At 71.3% G+C, this 19,506-nt stretch carries 16 protein-coding genes; 13 read left to right on the forward strand and 3 right to left on the reverse strand.

The features are described from left to right. Positions 1-64 precede the first annotated feature (64 nt). Entirely contained in the window at positions 65-2,809 is a 2,745-nt protein-coding gene (locus ACK4JY_RS04790) for a hypothetical protein (protein ID WP_409603338.1), read from the forward strand. 63 nt (positions 2,810-2,872) lie between these two features. On the opposite strand, the gene ACK4JY_RS04795 is transcribed toward ACK4JY_RS04790, so the two are convergent. Further along, entirely contained in the window at positions 2,873-3,970 is a 1,098-nt protein-coding gene (locus ACK4JY_RS04795) for an alpha/beta hydrolase family esterase (protein WP_409603339.1), read from the reverse strand. A 177-nt stretch (positions 3,971-4,147) separates the two neighbouring features. Between ACK4JY_RS04795 and ACK4JY_RS04800 the strand changes: the two genes are divergently transcribed. The 4 genes from ACK4JY_RS04800 (at position 4,148) to ACK4JY_RS04815 (ending at position 6,752) form a co-directional block, all read left to right on the forward strand. After that, positions 4,148-4,402, forward strand: coding sequence for a hypothetical protein (locus tag ACK4JY_RS04800; RefSeq protein ID WP_409603341.1), 255 nt, complete (start codon positions 4,148-4,150; stop codon positions 4,400-4,402). Between the two features lie 127 nt (positions 4,403-4,529). Beyond that, on the forward strand, positions 4,530-5,486 hold the full coding sequence (gene egtD / locus ACK4JY_RS04805) for an L-histidine N(alpha)-methyltransferase (RefSeq protein ID WP_409603343.1): 957 nt from the start codon (positions 4,530-4,532) through the stop codon (positions 5,484-5,486). Next, entirely contained in the window at positions 5,483-6,181 is a 699-nt protein-coding gene (gntA, locus tag ACK4JY_RS04810; RefSeq protein WP_409603345.1) for a guanitoxin biosynthesis heme-dependent pre-guanitoxin N-hydroxylase GntA, read from the forward strand. The genes egtD and gntA overlap by 4 nt, the downstream gene beginning before the upstream one ends. After that, entirely contained in the window at positions 6,171-6,752 is a 582-nt protein-coding gene (locus ACK4JY_RS04815) for a DUF1989 domain-containing protein (protein ID WP_409603347.1), read from the forward strand. The genes gntA and ACK4JY_RS04815 overlap by 11 nt, the downstream gene beginning before the upstream one ends. 24 nt (positions 6,753-6,776) lie before the next feature. Here the strand turns inward: ACK4JY_RS04815 and ACK4JY_RS04820 are convergent, their stop codons facing one another. Together ACK4JY_RS04820 and ACK4JY_RS04825 are read right to left on the reverse strand one after the other, a co-directional pair. Next, positions 6,777-7,652, reverse strand: coding sequence for an oxygenase MpaB family protein (locus tag ACK4JY_RS04820; RefSeq protein WP_409603349.1), 876 nt, complete (start codon positions 7,650-7,652; stop codon positions 6,777-6,779). Between the two features lie 176 nt (positions 7,653-7,828). Then, positions 7,829-9,352 (reverse strand): DEAD/DEAH box helicase, encoded by a 1,524-nt coding sequence (locus ACK4JY_RS04825; protein WP_409603351.1) that lies wholly within the window; start codon positions 9,350-9,352, stop codon positions 7,829-7,831. 1,124 nt (positions 9,353-10,476) lie between these two features. Here ACK4JY_RS04825 and ACK4JY_RS04830 point away from each other — a divergent pair. From ACK4JY_RS04830 to ACK4JY_RS04865, 8 genes are all read left to right on the forward strand, one after another. Then, positions 10,477-12,579 (forward strand): malate synthase G, encoded by a 2,103-nt coding sequence (locus ACK4JY_RS04830; protein WP_409603353.1) that lies wholly within the window; start codon positions 10,477-10,479, stop codon positions 12,577-12,579. Between the two features lie 92 nt (positions 12,580-12,671). Then, positions 12,672-13,001 carry a PadR family transcriptional regulator gene (locus ACK4JY_RS04835; RefSeq protein WP_409603355.1) on the forward strand — a complete coding sequence of 110 codons (330 nt, stop codon included), beginning with the start codon at positions 12,672-12,674 and terminating at the stop codon, positions 12,999-13,001. A 26-nt stretch (positions 13,002-13,027) separates the two neighbouring features. Further along, positions 13,028-14,146 carry a hypothetical protein gene (locus ACK4JY_RS04840; RefSeq protein WP_409603357.1) on the forward strand — a complete coding sequence of 373 codons (1,119 nt, stop codon included), beginning with the start codon at positions 13,028-13,030 and terminating at the stop codon, positions 14,144-14,146. 56 nt (positions 14,147-14,202) lie between these two features. Further along, the gene (locus ACK4JY_RS04845) at positions 14,203-15,306 is read left to right on the forward strand and encodes a bifunctional transcriptional activator/DNA repair enzyme AdaA (protein ID WP_409603359.1); all 1,104 of its coding nucleotides are present in this window, start codon (positions 14,203-14,205) and stop codon (positions 15,304-15,306) included. Beyond that, complete coding sequence (locus ACK4JY_RS04850) at positions 15,287-15,808, forward strand: methylated-DNA--[protein]-cysteine S-methyltransferase (protein WP_409603361.1); 522 nt, start codon at positions 15,287-15,289, stop codon at positions 15,806-15,808. The genes ACK4JY_RS04845 and ACK4JY_RS04850 overlap by 20 nt, the downstream gene beginning before the upstream one ends. Before the next feature lie 155 nt (positions 15,809-15,963). Continuing rightward, the gene (nadA, locus tag ACK4JY_RS04855; protein ID WP_409603363.1) at positions 15,964-17,043 is read left to right on the forward strand and encodes a quinolinate synthase NadA; all 1,080 of its coding nucleotides are present in this window, start codon (positions 15,964-15,966) and stop codon (positions 17,041-17,043) included. A 109-nt stretch (positions 17,044-17,152) separates the two neighbouring features. Next, complete coding sequence (locus tag ACK4JY_RS04860) at positions 17,153-18,004, forward strand: metalloprotease (RefSeq protein WP_409603365.1); 852 nt, start codon at positions 17,153-17,155, stop codon at positions 18,002-18,004. Further along, the gene (locus ACK4JY_RS04865) at positions 18,001-19,503 is read left to right on the forward strand and encodes an L-aspartate oxidase (protein WP_409603367.1); all 1,503 of its coding nucleotides are present in this window, start codon (positions 18,001-18,003) and stop codon (positions 19,501-19,503) included. The genes ACK4JY_RS04860 and ACK4JY_RS04865 overlap by 4 nt, the downstream gene beginning before the upstream one ends. The last annotated feature ends 3 nt before the right edge of the window (positions 19,504-19,506 follow it).

Consider the following 19,506-nt stretch of genomic DNA (forward strand, 5'->3'; position numbering starts at 1 on the left):
GCCCGGTTTGTTAAGAAATCGCTGAAACGCCGCGGATGAGGCGGCAGGAAACGAGGGGTTTCTGATGATCGCATTTCGGGTTTCGGGCCAAGCGCTCCGCCGGTGCCTGCTCGGTTTGGCGGGGGCCATGGCGCTGGCCATGCTGGCGACCCCCGCGGCGGCCCAGACCTGCGGGTCGGGCGCCGCGACGGGCGTCAATTCGGTCGCTTGCGGGACGAATGCGGACGCCTTCGGTGCGAATTCAACAGCGGTGGGCAACGACGCCGATGCCGGGCCGGACGCCACGGCGATCGGGTCGACCGCGAACGCGACCGGCGACGGCAGCACCGCCATGGGTAGTGAAGCCAACGCCCTTGGCGACCGCGGCACGGCCGTCGGCAACGATGCGTCGGCCATCGGGGCCGACGCCGTCGCGCTCGGCGTTCAGGCCCTCGCCAATGACGATCTCGCAACGGCCATAGGCCCCTATGCAAGCGCGATCGGTCTGCGCTCGGTGGCGATGGGCGCCAGCGCCTCGGCCAACGCCAACGAGACCGTCGCCCTCGGCTACAATTCCTATGCGGGCGACGACATGGCGACGGCGATCGGCCGCTACGCCCTCGCAAACGCCGCATGGACCACCGCCCTGGGCGCCTCCGCCAATGCCTATTTCGACTATTCCAGCGCGTTCGGCGCGGGGGCGCTCGCCAACGGCGTCGGCTCAACCGCCCTCGGCTCGGGGGCGCGCTCTGCGGCGGGCGCCGTCGGGGCCGGCTATAACAGCTCGGCGACAGGCGATCAGAGTGTCGCCATCGGCCAATCCGCCTCCGCCACCCAGACCCGCGGCGTCGCCATCGGCGGCTGGATCGATCTCGACAGCGACGGCATCGCCGACGCGGGCGAGTTCACGCGCGCTTCCGGGCTTGACGCCATCGCCCTGGGGACCATCGCCAGCGGCGGCGGCGCCCGCGCCGTGGGGATCGGCTACAACGCCAGCGCCGCCGGCGGCGGCGCGCTCGCCCTCGGCGCCTCGAGCAGCGCCGCCGGAACCAACGCCACCGCCGTCGGCCAGGGCAGCAGCGCCGCCACCACCGGCAGTGTCGCTCTCGGCTCCACCGCCAACGCCAGCGGCAATTCCGCCATCGCCATCGGCGGCGGCTTTCAGGGCGGCCCCGGACCGACCGCGGCGGGCGGCGATTCCATCGCCATCGGCTCCGACGCCGGCACCGCGGTCGGCGCCGGCGGCGCCATCGCGCTCGGCGGAGCCGCCTATGGCGGCGCCACCAACGCCGTCGCCCTTGGCCAGCAAGCGCGCGCCGAGGCGGTCAACTCGACCGTGATCGGCGATTCGGCCCGGGCGTCGGCCTCGGGCGCCGTGGCGCTGGGCGCGGGGTCTCTGGCCGACGTCGCCGACACGGTCTCGGTCGGCAACACGACGACGCAGCGCCGCATCGTCAATGTCGGCGCCGGCACGCTGACGGCGGACTCCACCGATGCCGTAACCGGCGGGCAGTTGTTCACCACCAATGCGAACGTCGCGGCGGCGCAAAGCACCGCCGACACCGCCCTCGCCAACGCCGCCACGGCGCAGACCGCCGCGGACACGGCCCAGGCCACCGCCGACATCGCGCGCAGCGAAGCCGCCGCGGCCCAGGGCACGGCCAACACCGCCCTGAGCCACGCCGCCGCGGCGCAATCGCGCGCCGACTTCGCCGCGATCGAAGCCGCCGACGCGCGCGGCGAGGCCGTCGCCGCACAGGCCCGCGCCGACGAGGCGCGCGACCTCGCCAATCAGGCCTTGGCGAGCGGCGCGGTGACGGCGCAGACGGCGCAGGCCGCGCTCGCGAACGCCGAGACCGCCCAGCGCACCGCCGATTCTGCCGGCGTGCGCGCCGACGCCGCCCAGCAGGCGGCGAACAACGCCGCGATCGACGCCAGTCTCGCCCGCTCGGTGGCCGACAACGCCCTGGTCAACGCCGCCGCCGCCCAGACCTCCGCCGATCGCGCCCTGGCCCGCACCGCCTATGTCGAGATGAACATGACCGGCCCGCTGGCTCTGGCCAGCGGCGCCAATGCGATGGCCATGGGCAGCGGCTCGGTCGCCAGCGGCGCGCGCTCGGTCGCCATCGGAACCGACGCTGTGGCCGAGAATGGCGCGGCCGTGTCGATCGGCGCCGGCAACCGCGCCTCGGGCGCCGGCGCCGTGGCGATCGGCGATCCCAATATCGCCACCGGGCGCGGCGCCGTCGCCATCGGCGCCGACAACACCGCGACCGGCGACGGCGCGATCGCCCTCGGGGCCGACAGCATCGCCAATGGCCGCTCCGCGATCGCCCTCGGCTTCGGCGCCCGGGCCGACGCGGCGGGCAGCGTCGCCATCGGCGAGGGCTCCGTGGCCAGCCGCCCCGGACAGGTCGCGCTGGGCGGCGCCGGCTCGACCTACACCCTGGCCGGCATCGGTTCGACCGCCAGCCGCGCGGCGCAGTCGGGCGACACCCGCTATGTCACCGCGGACGCCGGGGGCAATCTGGCGCTGGCCGACTTCGGCCCCGCCGCGATCGATCAGCTCGACCAGCAGATGCGGGCCGATCGTCGCGAGATGCGCCGGGGCGTCGCCACCGCCATCGCCATCGGCACGGCCCCGATCCCCTCGCGGCCGGGCCGGACCAGCTATGTCCTCAACGGCGCGACCTACCGCGACGAACAGGCCATCGGCGGCGCGATCGCCCGCCGGCTCGATCTCGACGCCCCGCTCGCGCTGACGGCCGGCTTCTCCTACGGCGGCGGCGACAACGCGGCCTTCAGAGTGGGGATCGCCGGGGAGTTTTGACGGCGGGCGCAACCCTCGTCCCGGTTCAGGCCGGGCAGGGCGCTCGTCCTTCGGGGGCGAGGCTCACTGCAGCAGACCCGCCGCGCGCAAGGCGTCGTTGATCACCCGGCTTACGCCGTCAGCCGGGCCAGGCCGTACCGGCGCCGGGCGCTCCATAGCCGCCGGACGGGGCGGCGGGCGCGTCCCTGACGGCGCCGCCGCGGCGTCCCGTTCGACCAGACCCCATCCGAGCGCGATCTCGAAACTGGACGAAACCCCCGTCTCCGGCGTGTAGAGCGAGGCGTGGCCGCAGCCGTTGGGTCCGGTCGCCCTGACCGGCGCGCCATGGCCAAGGCCGGGGACGCGATGCAGCTCCACCGCCGGCTCGCCGTCCGGCGCCAGCCAGACGAGGAAGTCGCGCCCGTCCGGCGTGCGGGCCGTCTGCGCCGGCCCCGTGGCGCCGTGCACCGCGCGCCACTGGGCGGCGACCGCCTCCCCGGCGGCCGGGCGCACCACCCGGTCCGCCTGGCCGTGCCAGACGCTGACGGTCGGCCACGGCCCGGCGTGAGCGCTCGCGCCGCGCACGGCGGCTCCCAGCGTCGCGGCGGACGGCGCGGCCGTCATCGCCATCGCCTCCATCGCCTCGGGCACGGACGCGGCGACCCCAAAGGGCAGGCCGGCGACGATCGCGCCGCCGGCGAACAGCTCCGGGTAGGTCGCCAGCATCACCGAGGTCATCGCCCCGCCCGCCGACAGGCCGGTGATGAACACCCGGCTCGCATCCAGATCGTACGCGCCGACCGTGTGCGCGATCATCTGCGCTATCGACTCCGCCTCGCCGGCGCCGCGCCGGATGTCGCCGGGCTGGAACCAGTTGAAGCACAGGTTCGGATTGTTCGGCCTCGCCTGTTCCGGCGTCATGACGACGAAGCCGAAGCGGTCGGCGAGGTCCAGCCAGCCGGCGGCGGCGGCGTACTCCTCCGCCGTCTGGGTGCAGCCGTGCAGCACGACAACCAGCGCCGCGCCCGGTCCTCGATCCACCGGCGCATGCACCTTCATCACCAGCCGGCCGGGATTGGAGCCGGATCCCGCCACGGTCCGGAGTCTGCCGGCGCCCGCGGCGTCCGCGCCGGGCATGCGCGGCATCCTGAGAGCGGCGACGGTCGGGCCGAGACGGGGCATGAAGACTCCTCACAGGCCGACAGGGCCCTGCATCCCATATGGATGCTGCGGCGCAGCATTTCATGGTGCATCGCAATATTATTCACCGGACGGCCGTTCGGGCAATCCCCGCGCCCGCACGGCGCCATCCGTTTTTCGTTTCTGAAAACGGTCGAAAAGCCGTCACAGGAACGAGTCGTGTCGCGGGTAGTTCACTGCGCCCAAGGCGAGGATTCCATGGACAGCTACTACTGCATCGTCGGCACGGACGCGGAACCGGTGGCGGAGCTGTGCGTGCTGGACGCGCGCGACGACCTGACCGCGCGCGCCCGTGCGCTCGAGGTCGCCGACACCGTCGCCGGCTGGGCCCGGGTCAGCGTCCATGCCGGCGAGCGGGTGGTCAGCCGGATCGAGCGCGCCGTGGCGCCCACCGCCCTGCCGCTCGCGGCCTGAGCCCGGCTCCGGCCCGGCCCGGTCCCCCGAGACCATCGGGAACAGCCCCCCGCGCACAACGTTACATGGGCCCCGTCGCCGCCGCCACGCGTGCTGACGCCTCCCCCGAGCCCAGGATACCGCCGCCGTGTTCGACGCCGAGCCCAACCTCGCCGATTTCGATTTTGCAGCCTCCGTCGCGCACAGCCTGTCCCTGCGGCCGCGCCGGCTGGCCAGCAAATGGCTGTATGACGACGCCGGCGCCGCCCTGTTCGAGGGCATCGTCGCCTCGGACAACTACTATGGCGCCCGGGCGGAGCGGGAGATCCTGCGGACGCACGGCCCCGATATCGCCCGCGCCCTCGGCGCCGGCGGCAGCCTCGTCGAACTGGGCAGCGGCGCCAGCGTCAAGGTCCGCCATCTGCTCGACGCCATGCCCGACCTGACCCGCTATGTCCCGGTCGACATCTCCCAAGCCCAGCTCCTGGCGTCCGCCGCGGCCATCCGCCGCGACTATCCCGACCTTGAGGTCGTGCCGATCAGCGCCGACTTCACCAAGGATTTCGACCTGTCCGCCATCGTCGGCGACAGCCTCGTGCTCGGCTTTTTCCCCGGCACGACCCTGTGCAACTTCCTGCCCGAAAACAGCGAGGCCTTCCTGCGTCGCATGCACGGCCAGCTGGGTCCCGACAGCCTGTTCCTCGCCGGCGTCGACCTGCAGAAGGACCCGGAGGTCCTGCGCCGCGCCTACAACGACCCGGGCGGCGCCATCTGGGACTTCAACCTCAACATCGTCGACCGCATCAACCGCGAGCTCGGCGCCGACCTCGACAAGGCCGACTTCCGCCACGAGGCCATCTACAACACCGAGGCCCACCGCATCGAGGCCGGCATCTATCCGTTACGCGACCTGTCGCTGACCATCGCCGGCCAGACCTTCGACCTGCCGGCCGGACAGCCGATCGTGCTGGAATATTCCCACAAATACACCCTCGACAGCTTCGCCGCCCTCGCCGCCCGGGCTGGCTGGCGCACCCTCGACGCCTGGACCGACAGCGAAAACCTCTACTCGGTCCACCTGCTGACCAACCGGACATCCGCATGACCGCCGCCGTCACCACCAACGACCATCCGCTGGCCCAGGCCTTCGAGAGCTTCGTCCGCGACCAGGCCTTTCCCTGCGTCGGGGCCAAGTCCGCCCTTGCGCGCAGCCAGATGGACATCATCGTCGCCCGCGACATCACCTCGTCTTGGGACGACTTGCGCATCCACCCCGGCCTGTTCGAGGCGGCTCGCCGCTTCACCGTCGACCCGACCCTGTTCCAGAGCTTCGTCGTCATCTTCGAGGGCCCGCGCGACCTCGACGAACTGGCCTTCGAGCGCGCCATGTGGGACCGCATCCAGTCGCTCGCCGACAAGGACGCCTTCAACGGCGTGCCCTATGACGCCACCGTCGACCCGGACCCCAACAGCCCGCATTTCTCGCTCAGCTTCGGCGGCGAGGCCTTCTTCGCCGTCGGCATGCACCCGGGCGCCAGCCGGCCGGCGCGGCGCTTCCACACCCCGGCGGTGGTCTTCAACCTGCACCGCCAGTTCGAAATGCTGCGCGCCGCCGGCACCTATGAGAAACTGCGCGCCAGCATCCTGCAGCGCGACGTGACCCTCGCCGGCGCCGTCAATCCGATGCTGGCCCGCCATGGCGAGACCTCCGAGGCGCGCCAGTACAGCGGCCGCGCCGTCGACGAGTCCTGGTCCGCCCCCTTCGACCCCCAGTCCGTGAAATGCCGCCATGCCGAATGAAATCCCGCCCCGCTCCGGCGTCGCCTTCGAGCTCAAGGCCGGCCAGCGGCTCAAGGTCATCGACCCGCGCGGCGAACAGGTCAGCGACCTGCTGGCCTTCAACCGGCACGACATCGCCGAGGTCATCTCCTCCGGCCGCACCCTCGACTACGCCAGCCGCATCTATCTGACGACCGGCGACGCCCTCTATTCCAACCGCTCCAACGTCATGCTGCGCATCGGCGAGGACCGGGTCGGCCGCCACGACTTCCTGCTGACGCCCTGTTCGGCCGACACCTTCCGCATCATCTACGGCGACACGGACCCGCACCGCGGCTGTTTCGGCAACCTCGCCGAGGCCCTCGCCCCGTACGGCGTCGTCCCCGACCAGATCCCGACCGCCTTCAACGTCTTCATGAACGTGCCCGTCGACGGCGCCACCGGCGCCCTGACGGTCGAACCGCCGCTCAGCAAGGCCGGCGACTTCACCGTCTTCGAGGCCAAAATGGACCTGATCATCGGCCTGACCGCCTGCTCGGCCCTGCAGTCGAACAACCACTCATTCAAGCCGATCCACTACGAGATCCTCTGAGGGACTGCGGCCGGCTCGCGACCATCAGGACCGGTCCGCGGCCTCCGGTCGATACAGCCAGTCCGCCGGCAGCCCCATCCGCACGCAGGCCCGGGCCGACGGCAGCGTCTCCAGCGCCAGCCGGTCGGCCGCCCGGCCCGTGGCCCGCACCACCGGCCGCTCCCACGGCGCCAGACCCTCGTCGGCGAGGTCCAGCCGCGCCCGCGCCCAGCCCGGCAGCACATCGACCGCCGCCCGCACCAGCAGCGGCTGCGCCAGCCGCATCCCGGCGGGCAGGGCGGGGGCCCTGCGGATGATCTCAAGAAACTCGCGGATCACCGGCGACGCCGCCAGCTTCGGCGCCATGGCGTCGAAGGCCCGCTCCACTTCGGCCTCACTCATCGGACTGTTCAGCGCCCCGTACAACCGCGCCGCCGGCTCCGCCTCGGCGTAGAACCGGTCGCGCTCCGCCGGCGACAGCGGCGCCACGAACCGGTGGTAGCCCTGCAGAAAGCCATACGAGGCCGTGGCCTGCACCCAGTCCAGCAGTTCGGGATCGTCGGCCGCATAGGCCGCGCCGTCGTCCGCCGTTCCGGTCACCCGGGCGTGGCGGCGGTTGACCCCGGCGATCATCGCCTCGGCCGTCTCGCGCGCCGCATAGACGGTGATCATCGCCGCCAGCCCGGTGCGCCTCAGCCGCGTCACCGGCTCTGTGCGAAAGCTCGTATGGTCCCAGACTCCCGAGCGCACGCGCGGCTCGGCCAGCTCCAGCAGCACCGCCGCCACCCCGCCGATGAACAGGGCGACCGGGTTCTTGAACACCCGCCAGGACACCGAGTCCGGCGCCGCGAGGGCGGGCGCCCCGGCCGGCGCGGCGAAATCCACCGCCATCCCGTCGGCCCGCATCAAGGCTCCGGCCATTGTCTCAATCCGCCGGTGGAGCGGCGCAGGCAATCGCAGGGGGATCTGGCTCATTCCGGTCTCAATGGCTGAATTTCCGGCGCAGTTCCGCTGCGTATCGTCGCGCACGAAAACGCCCGCCGGATCGCTCCGGCGGGCGTTATTCGTTCTAGTCCCTAGACCCTGGACCCTAAGCCCTACCCCTTGGACGCATACCCCTGTCCGCCATTCGACGGACGCCGGCGCCGCGGACGGCGCTTGATCTCGCCGTCCGGCTTGGCCGCCACGGCCACAGCGACATTGCCGCCGCCCTGACGCGGATCGTTGTTGGACGGACGCGGACGCTCGCGCGCCAGCGGGTCGAAGGCGCGTTCCGGCGTCGGCCGAACGTCGCGGCCCGGGCCCGGCTTGCGGACGCGGTGCGGTTGCCCGCCGCCTTCCAGCTTGACGCCGTCGCGGCGCGGATTGCGGTTGCGATGCTCGCCGCCGCGGCCGCCCCGGCCGTCACGGTCCTCGCGGTCCGGCATGGTCGCCTTGGTGCCGACGCCGGCCGCCATGATCGAGGCGTCCAGCAGGCCCAGGGCCTTGTCGTTGCGGCGGTCGATGGCCGGGATCTTCTGGCGCGTGACCTTTTCGATGTCGCGCAGCAGTTTCATCTCGTCGCCGGCGACGAAGCTGATCGCCGTGCCGTCGGCGCCGGCGCGGGCGGTCCGGCCGATGCGGTGGACATAGGCTTCCGGCACGAACGGCAGTTCGAAATTGACCACGTGCGAGACGCCGTCGACGTCGATGCCGCGCGCGGCGATGTCGGTCGCCACCAGCACCCGCAGCTTGCCCTTCTTGAAGGCCTCCAGCGTGCGCTCGCGCTGCGGCTGGCTCTTGTTGCCGTGGATGGCGCCCGACTCGACGCCGCCGGCTTCGAGATAGGCCGCGACCTTGTCGGCCCCGTGCTTGGTCTTGGTGAAGACGAGGCAGCGGGTGAAGCGGGCGTCCGAGAACATCTCGGTCAGCAGGGCGCGCTTGCGGCCCTGTTCGATGTGGATCACCGACTGGTTGATGCGCTGCACCGTGGTCGCCTGCGGCGTCACCTGGACCTTGACCGGGTCCTTCAGCAGCTCGCCCGCCAGCTTGCCGATCTCGGTCGGCATGGTGGCCGAGAAGAACAGGTTCTGGCGCTTGGCCGGGATGCGGCTGACGATCTGGCGGATCGGCTTGACGAAGCCGAGGTCCAGCATCTGGTCGGCCTCGTCGAGGACGAAGATTTCGGTGCGGCTCAGGTCCAGGGTCTTCTGCTGCATATGGTCCAGCAGACGGCCGGGCGTGGCCACCAGGACGTCGAGGCCCTGTTGCAGGGCGCGCTCCTGCGGCCCGTATTTGACGCCGCCGAAGATCACGGCGACGCGGAAGCCGAGGTGTTTGCCATAGCTCTTGAAGCTCTCGGCGATCTGGCTGGCCAGTTCGCGCGTCGGCGACAGGATCAGCACCCGCGTGGTGCGCGGCACCGGCGGGGTGCGGTTCTCGGCCAGGCGGTGCAGGATCGGCAGGGCGAAGGCGGCGGTCTTGCCGGTCCCGGTCTGGGCGATGCCCAGCAGGTCCTTGCCGGCCATGACGTCGGGGATGGCCTGCTGCTGGATCGGCGTCGGCGTCGTATAGCCTTCCGAGATCAGCGCCTGCAGGAGGGCCGGATTCAGGCCCATGGTGTCGAAGGTCTTGTTGCTCACGTGGAACGTTCTTTCGCGTATGCGGCGACGCGCATCGACCGGCTGACAAGCCTAAGGCCGCGCACCGCCAGTCCCGATGGGATGTCAGCGTGACATCGTCGGGGTGGATCGGGCGCCGCCCCGCGTGTCCGGGCAGCGAATGAATTCTGGAGGACCGGCCGCTGCTACAGTCAGGTCTCCGGTTCGGAAGACCCACACGCGCTGGAGGCGGACGGCGATCGCGATTGTGCGATGCAGCACAAGTGACGCGTCAATACGGCCAAGTCAAGGCCGGGGCGCGCGCTGTCAGCTCACCTCCCCATTCGCGAAGGCGAATGGGGAGGCCGTGACAGCGTTCACCTCCCCGTCGGCGAAGGCCGATGGGGTGGAGGAACGGTCGCCGGAGGCGACCGGACGACGAGATCGCGAAGCGATCAGGAGGGGGCGGCTCCGTCAGACGTGGGTTCGCGCCGGACTCACTCACCGCCGGCGCCGCCCCCACCTGATCGTCGCTGACGCGCCGATCTGTCCTCCCCATTCGCTTCGCGAATGGAGAGGTGAGGCCCGTGACGCTGTGCTTACAATCCGCGAATCTATAGTCTAGTGATCAAAATATTCCCGTTCATATTCAACGCGCTAGCCTTTTCTCAAACCGCTTTGTCTGTACTAGGGCGGGCCTCCCGTAAAATGCGCCCTGTCCCGTCGAACGGGGAGGCGCAAAGGCCTTGCGTCCTTTGGCGGCGGGATGTGGAGAAGCGGGGGCCCGGTTCCCGGCGGTCAGCTCAGGATCGCCAACGCCCGGGGTCTGTCCGGCTGAGGAAAAGGCCGGATGCGATGTCAGGGGCGAGGGGGATACTCGCCCGGTCCGGGGACTGTGTCGCAAGCACGGCCCGCCCGCCGGAGGCGCTGCGGTAAGGCGATAAGACCGCCACCCGACGCAAGCTTCCGTCCGCCTCCACGCGGAGTGTCAGTCTGCGTCGAAACGGTACACCACAACGAACTCCGGGCGCAGGCCCGGCGCTCCGCACGCCTTCCCATCCCCGACTGTCCGCAGGCGGCGAAGAGTCATGCCCCAATCGCAAATCCCCCTCGACTTCCCCCGGGTCATCACGGAATGTTACAGGCCTGCCCAGAAGGAGACGCCCATGTCGATGACGCCGCGCGCCGGACTGCAGGTCGCCGAAGACCTCGCCGCCTTCATCGAGACCGAGGTCCTCCCCGGCCTCGACCTCGACGCGGACCGCTTCTGGGCCGGCGCCGCCGACGTCTTCGCCCGCTTCGCCCCGCAGAACCACCGCCTGCTCGCCGTCCGCGACGACCTGCAGGCCCGCCTCGACGCCTGGCACGCCGACCGCCGCGGCCAGCCCCACGACCCCGCCGCCACGGCCGCCTTCCTGCGCCAGATCGGCTACCTCGTCGACGAACCCGCCCCCTTCGCCATCGGCACGCACAACGTCGACGCCGAGGTCGCGACCCTCGCCGGCCCGCAGCTGGTCGTGCCCGTCCTCAACGCCCGCTTCGTGCTCAACGCCGCCAACGCCCGCTGGGGCAGCCTGTATGACGCCCTCTACGGCACCGACGCGCTCGGCGACCTGCCGCCGGCCGGCGGCTACGATCCCGAACGCGGCGCCCGCGTCGTCGCCCGGGCGAAGGCCTTCCTCGACGCGGCGGTCCCGCTGGCCGAGGGCTCCTGGTCCGACCTGCCCGGGGCCGTCGGCGACCTCGCCCTGCGCGACCCCGCCCAATACGTCGGCCGCACCCATCGCTCGCGCCTGTTCCGCCACCATGGCCTGCACATCGAGGTGGTGTTCGACCCCGACCACCCGATCGGCCGCGACGACCCGGCCGACCTGTCCGACGTCCTGCTCGAAGCCGCCCTGTCGACCATCGTCGACCTCGAGGACTCCGTCGCCGCCGTCGACGCCGCCGACAAGACCGCCGCCTACCGCAACTGGCTCGGCCTGATGAAGGGCGACCTGGTCGAGACCTTCACCAAGGGCGGCGAACGCCTGACCCGCACCCTCGCCCCCGACCGCGCCTTCACCGCCGCCGACGGCTCGACCATCACCGTGCCCGGCCGCTCACTGCTGTTCGTGCGCAACGTCGGCCACCTGATGACCACCCCGGCGATCCGGCTGCCCGACGGCTCCGAGGCGCCCGAAGGCATCCTCGACGCCCTCGTCACCAGCCTGATCGCCATGCACGATCTGAAAGGGCAGGGGGCCGTCCGCAACAGCCGCGCCGGTTCGATCTACATCGTCAAACCCAAGATGCACGGCCCGGAAGAGTGCGCCTTCACCGACGCCCTGTTCGACGCCGTCGAGGACGCGCTGGGCCTCGCCCGCCACACGATCAAGGTCGGCGTCATGGACGAGGAGCGCCGCACCTCGGCCAATCTCGCCGCCTGCATCCACGCGGTTCGGGACCGCATCGTCTTCATCAACACCGGCTTCCTCGACCGCACCGGCGACGAGATCCACACGGCGATGCAGGCCGGCCCGATGGTGCGCAAGGGCGACATCAAGACCTCCGCCTGGATCGCCGCCTACGAAGCTCGCAACGTCGCCATCGGCCTGGCCTGCGGCCTCGACGGCAGGGCCCAGATCGGCAAGGGCATGTGGGCCGCGCCCGACCGCATGGCCGAGATGCTGGACCAGAAGGCGGCCCATCCGAAGACCGGCGCCAACACCGCCTGGGTGCCGTCGCCGACCGCCGCCACCCTGCACGCCCTGCACTATCACCAGACCGACGTCTTCGCCCTGCGCCCCGACATCGCCGCCCGCCCGGTCCCCGGCCTCGACGCCCTGCTGACCCCGCCGCTCGCCGCCGGCCAGAACTGGTCCGACGCCGCGGTCGCCGAGGAGCTCGACAACAACGCGCAGGGGTTGCTCGGCTATGTCGTCCGCTGGATCGACCAGGGCGTCGGCTGCTCCAAGGTGCCCGACATCCACGACGTCGGCCTGATGGAAGACCGCGCCACCCTGCGCATCTCCTCCCAGCACATGGCCAACTGGCTGCTGCATGGCGTCTGCACCCCCGAACAGGTCGACGCGGCGCTGTTGCGCATGGCCGCCAAGGTCGACGCCCAGAACGCCGCCGATCCCCTGTACCAGCCCATGGCCCCCGACCCGGCGAACAGCCTCGCCTTCGCCGCCGCCCGCGCCCTCGTCTTCGAGGGGGCGACCCAGCCCAACGGCTACACCGAGCCCCTGCTTCACGCCTTCCGCCGCCGCGCCAAGGGCGGCTGAAAACGCCCGTCTGAAGAACGGTGATTGACAGCGTCATACAGTATGCGCCATACACTGTGTGGCACACACTATGTGGCGGACAGGGCACCAGCATGAGCGTCGATCCGGACCTCTTTGAATCGATGCGGCTGGAGCTGCGCCGCGGCTCTCTGGTCTTGGCCGTGCTCGCCTGCCTGCGGACCGAGCGCTACGGCTACACCCTGCGTCAGGCCCTTGCTGCCGATGGTCTGGAGATGGAGGAATCGACCCTCTACCCCCTGCTGCGCCGGCTCGAGAGCCAGGGCCTGCTGGATAGCGAATGGCGCGAGGAGGAGAAGCGCCGGAAACGCTTCTACGTCCTGTCCGCCGCCGGAACCGAAATGCTGGCCGCGCTGGCCGACGAATGGCGGGGCATCAACACCTCGCTCGACAAGATTCTCTGAAAACCGGGGCTGAAGGGGAAACCGCCATGGACCTGATCGATCGCTACCTCAACGCCGTCGCCGCCCAGCTCGGGCAGGACGAACGCGCCGACATCATCGCCGAACTGCGCGACCTGATCCTCAGCCGCTTCGAAGCGAAGGAGGAGGAGCTGGGCCGCGCCCTGACCGACGACGAGAAGGAAGCCATCCTGCACGAGATCGGCCATCCCCTGGTCGTCGCCGCCCGCTATCGCAAGGGCCCGGACGCCCTGATCGGACCCGAGCTCTTCCCCTACTGGCTGTTCGCGGTGAAGGCCGGACTGCTGCTGATGGCGGCGGTGCAGGCCCTCGTCCTGCTGCTCAATCTGGTCAGCGGTCACGCCGACCCCGGCCAGTCGATCAGCCAGGCGATCAACGGCTTCATCAGCTCCGGCCTGACCCTGATCGGCATCGTCACCGTCGCCGGGGCGGTGATGGAGCATGTCGGCTACCGGCCGCGCTGGATGACCCAATGGCGGGTCAACGAACTGTCGGCCTTCGGCCTGTCCGACCCCGCGGCCTGGGGTGTGGCCATGGGCAAAACCCGGCCTGCGAAGGCGAGCTGGGCGCCGCGGCTTCGGCCGGTGCGCTGGCCGGGCGGGGAATACCTCTTCTCCTTCCTCGCCGTCGGCGTCTTCGTCCTCTGGTGGATCGGCCTCCTCCACTTCCCCGGCCTGCTGCGTGTCGGCCTGCGCGGCGAGGATGCGGCGGTCACCGGAGCGCCGGTCTGGACCGCCCTGTACGGCCCGATCCTGTTCTACGCCCTGGCCCAGATGGCCATCGACCTGGCCAGCCTGGCGCGCCCCCACGCGATCCGCATGCGCGCCGCCGCCCAGATCGTCATCGCCGGCGCCGGCCTTTGGTTGACCTGGGCCATCTTCGAGGCCGGCCACTGGTTCACCCTGACCCGCGACGGCGAGACCGCGCAGATCGCCGGCGACTGGGTTCTGCTGGACTTCGGCCGCCTGCGGGCGCTCGGCGAGGGCAGCCAGGATCTGGTCGGGGTGGCCAGCACCCTGTCGCTGATCATGACTTGGGCGCTGGCGATCTCGGCCATCAGCCTGGTGTTCAAGATCTTCGCCAACCTGTGGCGGATGGCCAGACCCGACCCCGGCCCCGCCGCCTGAGCCGCCGTGTCCGAAAACCGCGAGACTCGCGACCGGGCAGAGATCATCCTGCCGCCATGGACACCGTCCGCGATCTGGATCAGGAGGCCTGCTACCGCGCCGTGCTGACGCGGGACGCGCGCTTCGACGGCCGCTTCTTCGGCTGCGTCAAGACCACCGGCATCTACTGCCGCCCGGTCTGCCCGGCCCGGACGCCGAAGCGCGAGAACATGTTTTTCGTCCCCACCGCCGCCGCGGCCGAGGAGGCCGGCTTCCGCGCCTGCCTGCGCTGCCGTCCCGAGACCGCGCCCGACATGGGGGCCTGGCGTGGCACCTCGAACACGGTCAGCCGCGCCCTCGCCCTGATCGAGGCCGGGGCGCTGGATGAGGGCGACGTCGACGCCCTCGCCGGCCGTCTCGGCGTCGGCGAGCGCCACCTGCGCCGCCTGTTCCGCCAGCACCTCGGCGCCGCCCCCGTCAGCGTCGCCCAGACTCGCCGCGTCCTGCTGGCCAAGGCGCTGATCCACCAGACCGACCTCAGCATGGCCCAGGTCGCTCTCGCCTCCGGCTTCGGCAGCGTCCGCCGCTTCAACGAGACCTTCCAGGCTCTCTACGACCGCCCGCCCTCGGCCCTGCGCCGCCGCGGCGACCGGGTGCACGACGGCGGCGTCCGCCTGGCCCTCTCCTACCGCCCGCCCTATGACTGGGACGCCATGCTCGCCGCCCTCGCCGCCCGGGGCGACCGCGTTGACGGCCGCAAATGGTCCCGCGCGCTGACGCCCTCGATCGACGGAGCGGACGGCTCGGTCACTGTCGAGCCGGCGGAACCGGGCCGGGTCGCGGTCTGCGTCGAGATCGCCGACCTGAAGGCCTTGCCGGGCGTGCTTGCCCGGGTGCGCCGCGTGTTCGACCTGTCCGCCGACCCCGACGCCATAGCCCGCGACCTGTCGGCCGACTCGGTCCTCAAGCCGCTGCTGGCCGGGTGCCCGGGCCTGCGACTGCCGGGCGACTGGATCGACGACAGCCCCGAACCGCCGAACGACCGCCTCGACGACGCCGCCCTCGCCGCCCGCGCCGCGGCATGGCGGCCATGGCGCGCCTACGGCGCCCTGCATCTCGCCGTGGCCGGGATCACGGGCGCGGACCTGATGGAGAAGAGTGATGCCCAACGCGCAGCCTGAAACCCTGACCCTCGACCGGATCGCCGCGCCCATCGGCGAGGTCCTGCTGGTGACCGACGCGGACGGCGCCGTCCGGGCGCTCGATTTCGCCGACTATGAGGCGCGGATGCTGCGGCTGCTCGCCCGTCATCTCCCCGGCTTCGTGCTTGAGGCCGGCCGCGCGCCAGACCCCGTGCGCCGGGCCGTGACCGCCTACTTCGAAGGCGATCTCGCGGCTTTGGACGATCTCGCGGTCAAGACCGGCGGGACGGCCTTCCAGCGCACCGTCTGGGCCGCCCTGCGCGCCATCCCGGCCGGCCAGACGCGCAGCTACGGCCAGCTCGCCGCCGCCATCGGCGCGCCCCGCGCCGTCCGCGCCGCCGGCCTCGCCAACGGCCAGAACCCGGTCGCCCTGATCGTGCCTTGCCACCGGGTCATCGGCTCAACCGGCTCCCTGACCGGCTATGCTGGCGGACTCGAGCGGAAGATGTGGCTGCTCAGGCATGAAGGAGCCCTCACTTGATGGCTCGGAAACGCCGTACGCCTCTTGATTTCCTGCCCTGACGGCCTAGATTGCTCCTGCTTATGCTGAAAGTGAGCATAAGTCGGCGGACGCCTCTCACGGCCTCCGCCGTTCTTTGGACCTCTGATTTGCTCAGATCGAGCAAAAGGACTGCCATGGCGGACGGAATGTTCGGATTGTCTGAGGCCCTCGCCCGGGAAACCGCGCCGGTGTGGGCCAAGGTCAAGGATCATGTGACGCCGATCGAATGGCCGGCCCAGGCCGCCCTGATCCACGAGATCAACGCCCTGAAGCGCGAGCGCGACGCGGTCATCCTCGCCCACAACTATATGACGCCCGAGATCTTCCACGGCGTCGGCGACTACGTCGGCGACAGCCTCGGCCTGGCCAAGGAAGCCGCTCGGTCGCCGGCGAAGGTGATCGTCCAGGCCGGCGTGCATTTCATGGCCGAGACCTCGAAGATCCTGTCGCCCGACAAGACGGTGCTGATCCCCGATCTGAAAGCCGGCTGTTCGCTGGCCGAGGCGATCACGGGCGCCGACGTGCGGCTGATCAAGCAGCGCTATCCGGGCCTGCCGGTGGTCACCTACGTCAACACCACGGCCGATGTGAAGGCCGAGACCGACATCTGCTGCACCAGCGCCAACGCCGTGCAGGTGGTGGAATGGGCGGCCAGGGAGTGGGGCGTCGAGCGCGTCATCCTGATCCCGGACGAATTCCTCGCGAAGAACGTCGCGGCCCAGACCAACGTCGGCATCATCGCCTGGAAGGGCCGTTGCATCGTCCATGAGCGGTTTACCGCCTCCGACATCGCCGAGATGCGCCAAGCCTATCCGGGCGCGGAAATCCTGGCTCACCCCGAGTGCCCGGAGGAGGTGCTATCGGCGGCCGACTTCGCCGGTTCTACCGCGGCGATGACCGACTACATCACCAGCCGCAAGCCGAAGCAGGTGGTGCTGATCACCGAATGCTCGATGGCCGCCAACATCCAGGGCGACGTGCCCGAGGTCAGCTTCATCGGCCCCTGCAACATGTGCCCCTATATGAAGCGGATCACCCTGGAGAACATCCGCGACTGCCTGCTTCACATGCATTTCGAGGTCACAGTGCCCGAAGAGATGGCCGAGCGCGCCCGGCTGGCGGTGCAGCGGATGATCGACCTGCCGCCGCCGCCGGTCCCGGCCCGCTATGACCTGGTCAAGGCCAAACACCATGTCGCGGTGGAGCTGATCTGATGCACTACGGTCCGCCGGTCCGCGCCGTCGCTGCGCTCGATCGCAAGTCCCTGCGGCTTCCCGCCGTCCTGGCCTTGTGGCTGCGGACGGACGAGGCCAAGTCACGGGCATGACCGAAAGCAACACGCCCCGCCGCCCGGGTCCCTGGGACCCGCGCCCCGAAGATGTCGCCGCCGCGCCCGCGCCGCCGGAACCGGCTCGCGCCGCCGAGTCACCCCTGGACAAAGGTCAGAACCCGGTCTGGGCGGCGGTCTCCACCCTGCTGCTGGGCGGCTTCATCTGGTGGATCAGCGGCAGCTGGGTCATTGCCGTGGCGCTGATCTGGGGCCTGCTGGTCCACGAATACGGCCACGTTCTGGCGATGAACCGGCTCGGCATGGGCCCGGCCCGAATCTACATCATTCCCTTCCTTGGCGGCCTGGCGAAGAGCCAGCGACTGCCGCAGAGCGAATGGCACGGCGTGCTGGTCTCGCTGGCCGGCCCGGCCTTCGGCCTGCTCGCCGCTATCCCCTTCTTCGCCGGCTTCGTCGCCACGGGGCAGGCGGCCTGGCTGCTCGGCGCCGCCGTGATCGCCGCCGTGAACCTGATCAACCTCGCTCCCGCGCCGCCGCTGGACGGCTCAAAGGCCCTCGGACCGGTGCTCGCGCGGATCCACCCCCGGGTGGAGCAGTTGGCCATGCTGGCGGTGGGCGCCCTCATCGTCTGGTGGGGCGTCGTCACCGGCCGCTGGATTCTGGCGGCCTTTCTGGCGATCGCCCTGATCGGCCATCTCAAGCGCGGCGCGTGGCGTCCGGACGGCCGGCCGCTCAGCGGACGCGAATCCGCGTTCAGCGTCGGTCTTTTCGTCATCACCACGGCGGCCTGCGTCGGCGTCGGCCTCGCCGCCCTGATGCCGCTCGGTGGCGGCTCCCTGCCGGTCGCCCTCGATATCGCCGGCCGCTATCTCGGCATCGGTCGTTGAACCGTATCGAACATGACGGCCCGCTGATCATCGGCGGTGGGCTGGCCGGCCTTTCGGCCGCGCTGGAGGCCGCGCCGCGCAAGGTCCTCGTCGTCACCCCGGCGCCCCTGCTTCAGGCCTCATCCTCCGCCTGGGCCCAAGGCGGCGTGGCGGCGGCCCTGTCCGGGGCCGACACGCCGGCGCTGCACGCCGCCGACACCCGGGCCGCCGGCGCCGGTCTGGTCGAGACCGAGGCCGCGCGGCTGCTCACGGCCGATGGCCGCGCCACCGTGGAGTGGCTGGCTGCGCTGGGCGCGCCGTTCGACCGAGATGCGGCGGGTGGCTTCGCCGTCAGCCTCGAAGCGGCCCATTCGCGGGCGCGGGTCGCCCGGGTCGGCGGCGACGGCGCCGGTCGCGCCATCCTGTCCGCCCTCGTGGCGGCGGCCCGCGCCGCCCCTCACATCGAGGTGTGGGAGAACGGCCGGCTGCGCGGCCTGATCCAGGACGAAACCGGCCGCATCCGCGGCGCCGTGATCGAGCGCGACGGACGGCGGGTCCAGGTCCTGGCCCCGGCGGTGGTGCTGGCCACCGGCGGCGCCGGCGGCCTCTTCGCCTGGACCACCACCCCGGCCGAGCTGCTCGGCGAGGGCATGGCGCTGGCCTTTCAGGCCGGGGCCGAAGTCCTCGACCCCGAGTTTGTCCAGTTCCATCCGACCGCGATCGACGTCGGCCTCGACCCCATGCCGCTGGCCACCGAGGCGCTGCGCGGGGAGGGCGCCCGGCTGATCGATCGTGGGGGACGTTTCCTGCTGGGAGAGGCGGACGACGCCGACCTGCAATCCCGCGACGTCGTGGCGCGTGCGGTGCACGCCGCGCGCATGGACGGCCGCGGCGCCTTCCTCGACGCCCGCACGGCCATCGGCCCGGCCTTCAAGCACGAATTTCCCGCCGTCTTCGCCGCCTGCATGCGGGCTGGCCTGGACCCGCGCCAGACGCCGATCCCTGTCGCCGCGGCGGCCCACTATCATATGGGCGGAATCGCCGCCGGGCCCGACGGCCGCACGACCCTGTCCGGCCTGTTCGCGGTCGGGGAATGCGCCGCCACCGGCGTTCACGGCGCAAACCGCTTGGCCTCCAACTCCCTGCTCGAGGCCGCCGCCTTCGGCCGCCGCACCGGGCGGGCCGCCGCCGGGGCGCCGCCGGTCTCCGGGCCGGTGCTCCCGGCTCGCGCCGCCCCCGACCTCTCGCACGCCGATCTGCAGACCCTGCGCGCGACCATGAGCGACGAGGTCGGGGTCATGCGTTCCGCCGCCGGATTGACCCGCGCCCTGGCGGTGCTGGATCGGCTCGATGCGCGGAACCCGGACGCCGCGTCCCTGGTCGCCGCCCGGCTGATCGTCGAGGCCGCCCTGGCGCGCCGCGAGAGCCGCGGCGGCCACTACCGGACCGATTTCCCCGCCGCCGCGTCCGAGGCCCGGCATACCCGGCTGCGGGCCCGAACCCCGGCGATGGCCGGATGAGCG

It is taken from the genome of Brevundimonas sp. (assembly GCF_046295595.1).
GTDB lineage: Bacteria > Pseudomonadota > Alphaproteobacteria > Caulobacterales > Caulobacteraceae > Brevundimonas.

What these genes read in the sequence shown, in the direction of transcription:
- ACK4JY_RS04795 (WP_409603339.1), bottom strand. Translation starts at nt 3,970, where the DNA reads ATGCCCCGTCTCGGCCCGACCGTCGCCGCTCTCAGGATGCCGCGCATG.
- ACK4JY_RS04860 (WP_409603365.1), top strand. Translation starts at nt 17,153, where the DNA reads ATGACCGAAAGCAACACGCCCCGCCGCCCGGGTCCCTGGGACCCGCGC.
- ACK4JY_RS04815 (WP_409603347.1), top strand. Translation starts at nt 6,171, where the DNA reads ATGCCGAATGAAATCCCGCCCCGCTCCGGCGTCGCCTTCGAGCTCAAG.
- nadA (WP_409603363.1), top strand. Translation starts at nt 15,964, where the DNA reads ATGGCGGACGGAATGTTCGGATTGTCTGAGGCCCTCGCCCGGGAAACC.
- ACK4JY_RS04790 (WP_409603338.1), top strand. Translation starts at nt 65, where the DNA reads ATGATCGCATTTCGGGTTTCGGGCCAAGCGCTCCGCCGGTGCCTGCTC.
- gntA (WP_409603345.1), top strand. Translation starts at nt 5,483, where the DNA reads ATGACCGCCGCCGTCACCACCAACGACCATCCGCTGGCCCAGGCCTTC.
- ACK4JY_RS04850 (WP_409603361.1), top strand. Translation starts at nt 15,287, where the DNA reads ATGCCCAACGCGCAGCCTGAAACCCTGACCCTCGACCGGATCGCCGCG.
- ACK4JY_RS04845 (WP_409603359.1), top strand. Translation starts at nt 14,203, where the DNA reads ATGGACACCGTCCGCGATCTGGATCAGGAGGCCTGCTACCGCGCCGTG.
- ACK4JY_RS04840 (WP_409603357.1), top strand. Translation starts at nt 13,028, where the DNA reads ATGGACCTGATCGATCGCTACCTCAACGCCGTCGCCGCCCAGCTCGGG.
- ACK4JY_RS04830 (WP_409603353.1), top strand. Translation starts at nt 10,477, where the DNA reads ATGTCGATGACGCCGCGCGCCGGACTGCAGGTCGCCGAAGACCTCGCC.
- ACK4JY_RS04835 (WP_409603355.1), top strand. Translation starts at nt 12,672, where the DNA reads ATGAGCGTCGATCCGGACCTCTTTGAATCGATGCGGCTGGAGCTGCGC.
- ACK4JY_RS04820 (WP_409603349.1), bottom strand. Translation starts at nt 7,652, where the DNA reads ATGGCCGGAGCCTTGATGCGGGCCGACGGGATGGCGGTGGATTTCGCC.